11 protein-coding genes are annotated in these 11481 nt (G+C 63.0%); 7 read left to right on the top strand and 4 right to left on the bottom strand.

All coding sequences use genetic code 11. The features are described from left to right. Positions 1-42 precede the first annotated feature (42 nt). Complete coding sequence (locus ACEN84_RS27115) at positions 43-990, top strand: hypothetical protein (protein ID WP_413712344.1); 948 nt, start codon at positions 43-45, stop codon at positions 988-990. A 3-nt stretch (positions 991-993) separates the two neighbouring features. Here ACEN84_RS27115 and ACEN84_RS27120 read toward each other — a convergent pair whose 3' ends face one another. The 3 genes from ACEN84_RS27120 to ACEN84_RS27130 form a co-directional block, all read right to left on the bottom strand. Continuing rightward, a complete protein-coding gene (locus tag ACEN84_RS27120; RefSeq protein ID WP_413712345.1) occupies positions 994-2739 on the bottom strand; it encodes a hypothetical protein in 1746 nt (581 codons plus the stop codon). 103 nt (positions 2740-2842) lie between these two features. After that, entirely contained in the window at positions 2843-3502 is a 660-nt protein-coding gene (locus tag ACEN84_RS27125; protein WP_413712346.1) for a response regulator transcription factor, read from the bottom strand. Continuing rightward, entirely contained in the window at positions 3468-4688 is a 1221-nt protein-coding gene (locus ACEN84_RS27130; protein ID WP_413712347.1) for an ATP-binding protein, read from the bottom strand. The genes ACEN84_RS27125 and ACEN84_RS27130 overlap by 35 nt, the downstream gene beginning before the upstream one ends. A gap of 254 nt (positions 4689-4942) precedes the next feature. Here ACEN84_RS27130 and ACEN84_RS27135 point away from each other — a divergent pair, with 254 nt between their 5' ends. From ACEN84_RS27135 to arcC, 5 genes are all read left to right on the top strand, one after another. Next, entirely contained in the window at positions 4943-5305 is a 363-nt protein-coding gene (locus ACEN84_RS27135) for a hypothetical protein (protein ID WP_112711168.1), read from the top strand. 82 nt (positions 5306-5387) lie between these two features. Continuing rightward, on the top strand, positions 5388-5594 hold the full coding sequence (locus ACEN84_RS27140; protein ID WP_112711167.1) for a hypothetical protein: 207 nt from the start codon (positions 5388-5390) through the stop codon (positions 5592-5594). A 130-nt stretch (positions 5595-5724) separates the two neighbouring features. Next, complete coding sequence (gene arcA, locus ACEN84_RS27145) at positions 5725-6951, top strand: arginine deiminase (protein WP_130281538.1); 1227 nt, start codon at positions 5725-5727, stop codon at positions 6949-6951. Positions 6952-6991: 40 nt separating this feature from the next. Then, on the top strand, positions 6992-7996 hold the full coding sequence (locus ACEN84_RS27150; RefSeq protein ID WP_112711165.1) for an ornithine carbamoyltransferase: 1005 nt from the start codon (positions 6992-6994) through the stop codon (positions 7994-7996). A gap of 2 nt (positions 7997-7998) precedes the next feature. Next, the gene (arcC, locus tag ACEN84_RS27155; RefSeq protein WP_413712348.1) at positions 7999-8937 is read left to right on the top strand and encodes a carbamate kinase; all 939 of its coding nucleotides are present in this window, start codon (positions 7999-8001) and stop codon (positions 8935-8937) included. Between the two features lie 16 nt (positions 8938-8953). Here the strand turns inward: arcC and ACEN84_RS27160 are convergent, their stop codons facing one another. Then, positions 8954-10312, bottom strand: coding sequence for an amino acid permease (locus ACEN84_RS27160; protein WP_130281532.1), 1359 nt, complete (start codon positions 10310-10312; stop codon positions 8954-8956). A gap of 170 nt (positions 10313-10482) precedes the next feature. Between ACEN84_RS27160 and ACEN84_RS27165 the strand changes: the two genes are divergently transcribed. After that, positions 10483-11406 (top strand): cation diffusion facilitator family transporter, encoded by a 924-nt coding sequence (locus ACEN84_RS27165; protein ID WP_413712349.1) that lies wholly within the window; start codon positions 10483-10485, stop codon positions 11404-11406. Positions 11407-11481 lie beyond the last annotated feature (75 nt).

Here is an 11481-nt window from a genome sequence, read left to right on the forward strand (position 1 = left end):
CCCCCTTGATGAAGGCGATACGGAGATATGGCGGAGATCTCGATGTCATCTGTAGACGGAGGGGAAGACCGCGCACCCGGGGACCCCGAAGGCATCCGTGCGCAGCTTGAGCGGATCCTCGCGAGCCCGGAATTCCATGCGCCCGAGCGCGGGCGGCGCTTCCTGCAATATATCGTCGAGGAAACGCTGGAAGGGCGCAGCGCCCAGCTGAAAGCCTATACGATCGCGCAGGCGGTGTTCGGACGCAACGCCTCCTTCGATGCGCAGAGCGATCCCGTGGTCCGCATCGAGGCGGGGCGCATCCGCCGGGCGCTGGAGCGCTACTATCTCGTCTGTGGCAGCCAGGACCCGATCCGGGTCACCATCCCCAAGGGCAGCTATTCGCCGCAGTTTTCAGGCAATGACGACCGTATGATGAGCCTGCCGGGCAGCTCGAAGGCGCAGAGCCATGATGGCGAGCCTCCGCTCCGCTTGCGCCAGTTGCTGCTGCCGATCGGCGTTCCGGCATTCTTCGGCGTGATGGCCGTTCTGGCGCTCATCCGCCCGCTCGAGGCCTATCTCTCTCCACCGAAGACCTCGCCGTTCTCGACCGCATCGACGACGGCGGCCAGCGTCCGGATTGCCGTCGAGCCCTTCGACGCGCTGGGTGGCACGGCGCGCGGCGAGGACTTGGCGAAGGGCCTGACCGATCAGGTGATCGCCCGGCTGACGAAGGTTACCGATATCGTGGTGCTTGCGCCCGGCCGCGCTGGTCAGGACGGTGGCGGGCTGCTTCTCAGCCTGCAAGGCGGCGCACTTGTCGAGGGTACGGTCCTGCGGCTGCATGTGCGGCTGATCAACGTTTCCAATGGTGCGGTGATATGGGCCAATCAATATGACCGGAATCTCGATGGTCAGGCGATCCTCGACATCGAGGATGACATCGCGGCCGATATCGTCACGGAGATTTCCGGCAGCGGCAAGCTCAACGGTCTGCGCCCGCAGTCGTGAGTGCTATTGCGAGGGTATCGCTGCCGGATCGACACCTGCCGCGCGTAGGCCGCTGAAGAACCGTTCCCGGTCTTCCGGCCGCTGCAGGCGAAGCGAAATTTCACCGTCGATGTTGCGCATCAGCCCCGGTGCGTGGAGGGTAAGCCAATCGGTCTCCTGCCGCGCTTCGTCCGTCTTTCCTGCTGCGCCCAAGATGGAAAGCAGGACAAGATGGTGCATGGGATTGGCTTCGAGATCGGACTTGCGCGACCACTGCTCGGCATCGGCGATATCGCCCTTCATCAGCTGGCAGAGCGCCATGCCGGCCTCGTAATAGCCTTTCGAACCGATGCCCCGGTTGAGCGCGATCGACAGCAGCTCGCAGCCGGTCTGCCACTTGCCGGACATCGCCAAGCGGATGCCATATTCGCCGGCGACTTCGACATCGTCAGGGTTTGCCGCATAGGCTGCGGTTCCGGCTTGCAGCGCCCTGTCGACATCCCCGCGGAAAAAACTCACCATCATCAGCGCCTGCAGCGTACGCGGGCTTGACGGCGCCAGCACGGCAGCGCGGTTCACCGCGTTGCTTGCCATCCGCAAGGCATCCGGCGAGGCCGGGGTGCCGAGCTTGTAGCGAAGCCGGATTTCGTCGAGATAGATCATCGATAGCTGCGCCCAGGACGTGGCATTGTCCTGATAGCGCTGGGTCGCATTCTGCAGGCAGTTGCGTGCAACGCTGTGGCCGGTGGCGGTGACATTTTGCCGGTAGCTGTAATAGGCGAGCGTGCAGGCATAGGTGCTCTGATCGCCTCTTTGCGCCGTCGGGGCCATGCCCTCGGCGTTGAAAGGTTCGGCGATGGCGCCGGCAATCTGTTGAGCGATCTGGCCCTGCACCGCGAGCTTGTTCTGGACGCCGAGGTTGGCATCGAAATTGTTGGCCCAGATGACCGCGCCATCCTGTTGGCGCACGAGCCGGACCGCGGCGCGCAATCTGTTGCCATCCAGTTGGACATTGCCCTGAAGCGTGAAATCGGCACCGGCGATACTGTCGTCACGCAGCGTATCCGCCACGACCACGATGCCGCGGGACCGTGCCAGCTGGCCGATGACGTCGTCCCTGAGGCCACGGGCGATATCGGAGCGCGTGTCGTCGCGGTCGGCCTCGGCGAAGAGTTCGACCATCACCTTCGGGCTTGCGGTGGCGGCCTGTGCATTCGGCCGTGCGGGCAGAAGAAATGCGAGCACGGCGGCGAAGAGCACCAGCAGCGCCGCGACGCATACTCCGAGATGAAGAAGGGTGAGCCTTACCGGATGCGTACTGCCGGAAACCGGCTTCTCGCGGCTCTCGTGTTGAGGCGGCAGCGCCCGTTCAGGCTGCTTGACCGGCAGCGGCGCCGGAGCGCTCGTGGCATATTCGAAATGCGGGACATATCCGCCTTTGGGGACGGTGACGATCACGCTGTCCGAGCGTCCTGCCACGAGATAGTAGCGCTCGAGCGCCTTGCGGATCCGGCCGGCCTCGATGCGCACGACGGGATCGTTCTGCGGGTCGAACGAGGCTTCCCTGCCGAAGACCACATTGGCGATTGTAAAGGCCTTGAGAAACTCCGACCGTCCGGCCAGCGTCTCGTTGACGACGAATTCGAGAAAGCTTCGCCCGCGCTTGGCCGCGTGGAACTCCTCGCTGGCGAGAATTCGTTCGACCTGCTCGCAGATTTCGTCAGCCGTCGGCCCAAGACGGCTAAAGGCAGTCGCTCTTGCACTCGTCATGATCGCCCCTACAACACAAGATCATGCAATTACTTAAGCATTGTCTAAGGCATCATATCGCACATGCCGTTGGTTGCAAGATTTGCTTTCGGAGTTGCTTGCGCTAGTTCGGCCAGCCGTTCGCTGGCGTCGCCTTGCGGCCTTCGAGGGGATAGGCGGCCACGCCGGTCGCGATGACCATGCGCATCAGTTCTGCCAGATTGCGCGCACCCATCTTGGCCATGACATTGGCGCGATGGACCTCGACCGTGCGGGCGCTGATGCCGAGGTGATAGGCGATCATCTTGTTCTGCAGGCCATCAAGCACGCCGACGAGAACCTGATGCTCGCGGGTGGTGAGTTGCGACAGCCTGGCGGTGACACTGTCGGGTCCCTGCGTTGCGCGGCTTGGACGTGCCTGTCCGGTCGCCGCATGAATGGCTGCTATCAGCGCCTCTTCTTTCACCGGCTTTTCGAGGAAGTCGACAGCGCCCGCCTTCATTGCCTGAACGGCGGCTGCAATGTCGCCCTGCCCGGTGATGACGATTGTGGGGATGTCCATGCGGTACTGATGCAGCTGGCCGATCAGCTCGATGCCATCTATGCCGGGCATGCGCAGATCCGTCACCAGGCAGCTTCTGCCGGAGAGGGGCAGCAGATCGAGGAAGGCACGCGCGCAACTATGCGTACGTACCGCAAAGCCGGCGGAAACAAGCATGAAGGTCAGGGACCGCCTGAGTGCCTCCTCGTCATCGACGAGATGGATCGTAAGGTCGTTTGCCATTCTGGCCGATCTCCACGATGGGTAGCGAGAAGGAAAGTACCGAGCCGCCCTGCAATCCCCGTCGGGCCGTAATGCGCCCGCCATGGGCCTCGATAATCCGCTTGGAGAGCGCCAGCCCCATGCCGAGGCCGCGCGGCTTGCTGCTCACGAAAGGATGAAACAGCGTTGTTTCGATTTCGGCGGCAATCCCGCAGCCGTTGTCGGAGACCTCGACGACGAGACGCGTGCGATCGACGCTCCGTGTCGTCACTGTAATCTCGGGCTCCTGAACCCCGTCGGCGGCTTCCGCGGCGTTGCGCAACAGGTTCGTCAGCACCTGGGTGATCTGCACGCGATCGGCAATGACGGCGTCACTCCTTGCATCGAGCTTGAAATCGACCCGTAGATCCTTCCGCGGCAGCCCGCTAAGGGCGAGTGCTGCGGCTTCACGGATCAGCGTATGCATGGATTCCAACCGCTTCTCACCGGCGCCGCGGCCAGCGAATTCGCGGATGCTTTGCACGATCGTCCCGGCCCAGAGCGCATGCTGGGTGATTTCGGACAAGGCTTCCCTGAGTGCCGCGAATTCGCAGCCGTTGTCGCTCACCAGATGCCCGCACCCCTGCGAATAGGCGAGGATCGAGGAGAGCGGCTGCGAGAGCTCATGGGCAAGCGCCGGCGTCATGTCGCCGAGCGCAACCGTTCGCGCGAGGCGTGCCATTTCGCTCTGAAGCTCGCGAACCTGCTGCAACGTCTCATGCTCGGTACGGAAGTCCTCGAGGATTGCGGCCGCAAAGCCCTGTTCGCGAACGATCGTCAAGGCGGCAGGAAACCGCGCGCCGTCCTTGGTGCTTGCAATACCGGCGCGCATGGCGCCTTGGCTTGCCCAGCGGGCCTTGAGCCGGAAGCCCGGCGTCGACGACCAGACGAAGTCGATCTTCTGGCCGATCAGTTCATCTTCCTGGTAACCGAGCAGGGCGATTGCGGCGGCATTGCAGGCGGAGATCCGATGGCAGGATGTGATGACGAAGACGGCGTCGGGAACATGGCCGTATAGACTTCTCAGCCAATCCGCAGACGGGCCGCCAGGGGGCGGGCGGTCCATCTGCTTCTGGGCGAGCGTCTCCGCAAACAGAGGCTTCCTCGATAGGTGAGGGGCGACGGACCCGCGATCGGCAATGTCCAATGCCTTCGTGCTGGTAGCCATGATATTCCCCTCGCCCTACGATCTGGGACGGGTGTCCCGGCGGCTCTCCCATTCAACGATGGCGCGAGACTACTCTTCTTCTCTGACGGATAGATGTAGCATCGCGTAGCCTCTATTGGTCTTACCCTGCGGGCCTTTCAGCCATGAAAGCGGCCCTCGTTCAGCCTCTCAACCATTGATCCGGCTCAATGCCTTTGCGCCTTTGCTCCGTTACTCTGAGCTGCATGGGTTCACGCCACCTGAGGAGCAGGAACATGAGGAAGTTTGCCCTTGCTATCGCCATTTTGAGTGCGGCGTCGATCGTCGTGCCCGCCGCTGCGCAGCAGACCTCGACACAGACCCGCAAGGAATACCGGCGGATGAACTGGGGAGACAATCTGCCGGCGTCGATCAAGACTTTTCACAACAAGCGCTTCACTGTCGTCAGTTATCGCATGCAGGAGGAGACAGGCCACCATCCGTCGCCTGGTAGTGCGGAGCAGGTGGCGCAGATCCGCTCGGCAATCCGCTCCAACAAGTGGCTCGTCGATCAGCTGAAGGCGAAGAAGGTGTCGCCCAGCCAGATTCTCTGGGCATGGCGTGCCCGTAACGGCAACATGGTTTTCTACATCGATTGAGCGATTGCCGTCCGGCAACGGGGTAGGCGGAAACAATGGCCTCCGTCCGGTCGACGCGCATACATCGTCGGGAGGGTCGGTGATGTGGCGGTTGGTCGTCGAAGCTCCGTTCGAAGAAGATATCGAGCTTGCCGTCCTCGATGACGACGGCATTCATGCTCTGGTCTTCCCCTGCCAGCGGCTGCCCGGCGGCTGGGCGAATGCGCTGACGGGCGAGATTCTCGATGTCCACCCGACGCACTGGCGCACCTGGCAGCTTCGCCGCGCCGACACGTCCGAACTGCACTGAGGACTGTCAGGATCAGCAAAAGCCGGTCTGGCTTGTCTGCGATCAATGACCGTGGTGCCCGGCAAAAATAGACTGACGGCAAGAAACCGGCGGCGCGGCCGCCATCCCGATGGCTGGAAGGAGGACCCGCATGCGTGGTTTCGGTGTTCATTCTGAGGTGGGAAAGCTCAGAACCGTCATGGTCTGCAGACCATCGCTCGCACATCAACGGCTGACGCCGGCAAATTGCCATGACCTGCTCTTCGACGATGTGCTCTGGGTGCATGAGGCTCAGAAGGACCACTATGACATGGTCCTGAAGATGCAGGAGCGCGGCGTCGAGGTTCTCGAACTCCATGACCTGCTGGCGCAGACGCTTGCCAACGAGCAGGCACGCGCCTTCGTGCTGGACCGTCGCATCACGCCGAATGTCATCGGTTCGCAGGTCGCCGAGGCGATGCGGCCCTGGCTGGACGAAATGCCGGCCACCCAGCTCGCCGCCGTCATGATCGGCGGCATCGCGATCTCCGATCTGCCCGATGTCAAGGCAAAGGCTTTGATGCTCAGCGCATTGCCGGCGAGCGATTTCGTCATCCCGCCGATCCCGAACACGCTGTTCCAGCGCGACCCCTCCTGCTGGATCTATGGCGGTGTCACCTGCAATCCGATGTTCTGGCCGGCGCGCCGCGCCGAGACCTTGTTGCAGCGGGTGATCTACAAGTTCCATCCATTCTTCAAGGGCGCCAATTTCCAGATCTGGTGGGGGGATTCGGACGATCAGTTTGCCAATGCCTCGCTCGAAGGCGGCGATGTGATGCCGATCGGCAATGGCACCGTGCTGATCGGCATGGGTGAGCGCACCACCTATCAGGCCGTCGGCCAGGTGGCGCAGGCGCTGTTCCGCAGCAAGGCCGCCAAGCGCGTCATCGGCTGCCTGATGCCGAAAAGCCGCGCGGCGATGCATCTCGATACGGTCTTCAGTTTCTGCGACCGCGATGTCGTCACGCTGTTTGCCGAGGTCGTCGATCAGATCCGCTGCTACAGCATGTACCCGAAGGGCGACGACGGCACTTTCGAGATCCGCCCCGAAAACCGGCCGATGCTCGATGTCGTCGCCGAAGTGCTTGAGGTGCCGAAGCTGCGCGTCGTCGAGACGGGTGGCAATTCCTATCAGGCCGAGCGCGAGCAATGGGACGACGGCAACAATGTCGTCGCCCTCGAACCCGGCGTCGTCGTCGCCTATGACCGCAACACCTACACCAACACGCTTCTGCGCAAGGCCGGTGTCGAGGTCATCACCATACGCGGCGCCGAACTCGGGCGCGGCCGTGGCGGCGGGCATTGCATGACATGCCCGATCTGGCGCGACCCGGCCTAATGACCCTCTTCATCCACGAACAGACTGACGGAGCAAGACCATGAGCTTCAATCTGCGTAATCGTTCGCTTCTGACCGTGCAGGATTATACCTCGCGGGAATTCCGCTATCTCCTCGATCTCGCCCGGGATCTGAAGCGGGCGAAATATGCCCGGACCGAGCAGCAGCACCTGAAGGGCAAGGAGATCTGCCTGATCTTCGAGAAGACCTCGACGCGGACGCGATGCGCCTTCGAGGTGGCCTGCTCCGATCAGGGCGCGAATGTCACCTATCTCGACCCGTCCGGTTCGCAGATCGGCCACAAGGAATCCTTCAAGGACACGGCGCGCGTTCTTGGCCGCATGTATGACGCGATCGAATATCGCGGCGCCGCGCAGCATGGCGTCGAGACGCTGGCACGCTATGCCGGCGTGCCCGTCTACAACGGCCTGACGGATGAGTATCATCCGACCCAGATGCTCGCCGACGTCATGACCATGCGCGAACATAGCGACAAGCCGATCGCCGATATCAAATATGCCTATGTCGGCGATACCCGCTCGAATATGGGGCACTCGCTGCTGATCGTCGGCTGCCTGCTCGGCATGGATGTGCGCATTTGCGGACCGAGGTCGCTGTGGCCGTCGGAGGAGTATATGAAGATCGCCAAGGATCTTCAGCAGGCCTCGGGCGCCAAGCTGCTTGTCACCGAAGATCCCAAGGAGGCCGTCAAAGGCGTGGATTTCATCCATACCGACGTCTGGGTATCGATGGGTGAGCCGAAGGAGGTCTGGCGCGAACGCATCAAGCTGTTGACGCCCTATCAGGTCAACACGGATCTGATGAAGGCGTCCGGTAATTCGCAGACCAAGTTCATGCATTGCCTGCCGGCATTCCACGATACCGAAACCACGCTCGGCAAGCAGATCGCCGAGGACTACGGCATGACCAACGGGGTTGAAGTCACCAACGATGTCTTCGAGTCCGAGGCGAACGTTGCCTTCGAGCAGGCGGAGAACCGCCTGCACACGATCAAGGCCCTGCTCGTCGCGACCCTGGGGGATTGAGCATGCGTGTCGTCATAGCACTCGGCGGCAATGCGCTTCTCCGGCGCGGGGAAGCCATGACCGCGGACAGCCAGCGGCGCAACGCCCGCGTCGCGGCTCAGGCCATCGCGCCGCTCGCCGCCGAACATGAGGTGGTGATCACTCACGGGAATGGCCCGCAGGTGGGGCTGCTCGCCCTGCAGGGGGCGGCTTACAAGCCGGAGGAAGCCTATCCGCTCGACGTTCTCGGCGCTGAGACCGAGGGTATGATCGGCTATATGCTGGAGCAGGAGCTCGGCAATCTCCTTCCCTTCGAGCAACCGCTCGCAACGCTGCTGACGATGGTCGAGGTGGATGCTGGCGATCCCGGCTTCCAGAACCCGACAAAGTTCGTGGGGCCGGTCTATGACAAGGGTGAGGCGGACCGTATCCGCGGGGAGAAGGGCTGGGTCTTCAAGCAGGATGGCGACAAATGGCGGCGGGTCGTCGCCTCGCCGGCTCCGAAGCGCATCTTCGAGATCCGGCCGATCCGCTGGCTTCTGGAGCAGCGCACGATCGTCATCTGCGCCGGTGGCGGCGGTATTCCGACGATGTACGAGAAGGGCGCCGATCGCAAACTGATCGGCGTCGAGGCCGTCATCGACAAGGATCTCTGCTCCGAGCTTCTGGCGCGCGAGCTGCGCGCCGACCTCCTGGTCATGGCGACCGATGCCGAAGCCGTCTGCATCGATTGGGGCAAGCCCTCGCAGAAGGCGATCCATCGGGTGCGCCCCGATGATCTCGAGCAGTTCTCTTTCCCTGCCGGTTCCATGGGGCCGAAGGTGGAGGCCGCCAGTCACTTTGCCCGCACCAGCGGCAAGACGGCCGCCATCGGGTCGCTGGCTGATATCGCCGGGATGGTGCGCGGCGATCGCGGAACGATCATCAACACGGGCTTTGCCGGTCTGACCTGGCACGGCTGATAGCGTCAGCGAGAGACTATCCGGAAACGGCGGGGTGCGTTGCTGCACCTGGCGCCGTTTTCGTTTGGCTGACGGTTTCGCGGCCATTGCGCCGTTGCCAGACATAGACGGGGATGCCGAGCATCAAGAGGACAAGACCGTAGAGCACCGGCTCGGCGCCCGAGCCATAGAGCGTGAAGATCGCGAAGATGAAGGCGATGAGCTCGATCACCGTGACACGCGGCATTCGCCCCTGCGTCGCGCCGGCCACGAGGCTTCCGGCAAGGGCGCAGAAGGCATAGGGAACGACGGCCGCCATGGTGCTCAAGCCGACCATCAGCTTGTAGGCAGCCGCAAAGCCCTCCGAACCGATCGCCTGGACCAGCACCAGGATCGTCGCGAGGGAGGCCGAGACCATCATGCCCCAGGCCGGGACGCCGCGGGAGGAGAGCCGCGAGAAGAGCGGCGGGAACAGGCCATCGCGGGCGGCGGCCATCGGAACCTGGCCCATCAGCAGCGTCCAGCCGTTCAGCGCCCCAATCGACGAGAGCAGGACCGCAAGCGAGATCGCCAGCTCGCCCGGGCGTCCCCACATGATGCCGGCTGCCTGCGAGAACGGCGCGACGGAATGGATCAGCTGTTCGCGCGGCACCAGCCCCATCACCACGATCGTACCGAGCACATAGAGAATGGCGGCGATGGAAATGCCGAGCACGGTCGAGCGCGGAATGGTCCGCTCGGCATTCTGGACGTCGCCGGCAGGAACGGTCGCCGATTCCAGGCCGAGATAGGCAAACATCGTCAGTGGCGCGAGCGTCGCGATCGACTGCAGCAGTGGTTGGCCGCTCGGGTTGAAGTCGGCGAAATGCGAGGTGTCGATGAAGAGGAGGCCGATGATGGCGACGGCGCCGAAGGGCAGCAGCTTGGCATAGGTCGTCACCTGGGCGAAGAGACCGGCGGCGTGAACGCCGCGCAGATTGACGAGCACGATCGTCCAGATCACCCCGAGTGTCAGGATCGTCGCCGTCACGCGATTGCCGAGCGCCGGGAACAGGTCGACGATGACGCCGGTAAAGGCGATGGCGATGACGGGGAGCGATGTCCAGATCGAGATCCAGTAGCCCCAGGCGATCAGGAAGCCGGCAAAATCACCATAGGCGAGACGGGTATAGGCATAGGGTCCGCCAACCGCCGGAACGAGGCTCGCCAGGCGCGCAAACGTCAGGCCGAGGCAGATGGCGCCGGCGCCCATGATGATCCAGACGAGGATGGCGAGATTGCCATAGGGGGCGACCGCGGCCGGCGAGAGATAGAAGCCGGAGCCCACCATATTGCCGACAACGATCGCGGTGCAGGCGGCGAGTCCGAGGCTTTTGCCGTCAGATGAGCTGGTCATGCCGTCCCTCCCGAGCTCCGCTTGAGCCGATGACCCAAGGGTTTTGCCTTCGAGGCGCGATTGTCGTTGCAAAATTTGGCGCCCGCAATTCGGATCAATGCGTAGTCGCCGCGGGCGGGCTAGCCTTTATAGTAGGCGCAACAGTGATCTGGTCCGGAGGGCGGAAGAGGATGGGCGAGCAGGGGTTTCTCAGAATTTCGATCGCGGCCACCGTCGTCGTCGCCACGCTCGGCGTTGTCTTCGGCATTCTCTCAGGATCGTTCTCGATCGCCTTCGATGGCGTCTACTCGCTGGCCGACGCGGCGATGACCGGACTAGCGCTCTGGGTCTCCAGCCTGATCATCGACTCGACGAAAAGCGACGCTCGCTCCGGCCGTATCCGCAACCGCTTCACCATGGGTTTCTGGCATCTGGAGCCGATCGTGCTGATGCTGAACGGCTGCCTGCTGATGACGGTCGGTGTCTACGCGCTGATCAGCGCCATTATCAGCATCCTGAACGGCGGGCACGAGCTGCATTTCGGCATGGCGGTCTTCTATTCCGCCTCGACGGTGGTCGTCTGCGCCATCATGGCGTTTTCAGGCATCAGGCTGAACCGGCGCATCAAATCCGATTTCGTTTCGCTCGACATCAAGGCCTGGATCATGTCGGGCGGCATCGCTCTTGCGCTCTTGATCGCGTTTCTCGCCGGCATGGCGGTGCAGGCGACGCCGATTGCCTGGATTGCCGCCTATCTGGATCCGGCCGTGCTCGCACTCGTCTGCCTCGTCATGATCCCGCTTCCGATCGGCACGGTGCGGCGGGCGCTGACCGAAATCCTGCTGATCGCTCCGGTCGACCTGAAAGACCATGTCGATCGGGTGGCTTCGGAGATCGTGCAGCGGCTCGGCTTCCTTTCCCATCGCGCCTATGTCGCGCGCGTCGGCCGGGCAACGCAGATCGAGCTCTATTTCATCGTGCCCGAAGGCCTGCCTGCCAGGACGATCGAGCAGTGGGACGCGCTGCGCGACGAGATCGGCGATGCGATCGGCGATGAAAGCGCCAACCGCTGGCTGACGATTGCCTTTACCGCCGATACGGAATGGGCCGAATAGAGCCACCGGCCTCTTTCGGTCGCGCCTTGATTGCAATCAACGACGCTCATGCCCCCGGTGTGTACGATCTCCTCC

The sequence above is a fragment of the Rhizobium sp. Rhizsp82 genome, from assembly GCF_047325115.1.
Lineage (GTDB): Bacteria > Pseudomonadota > Alphaproteobacteria > Rhizobiales > Rhizobiaceae > Rhizobium.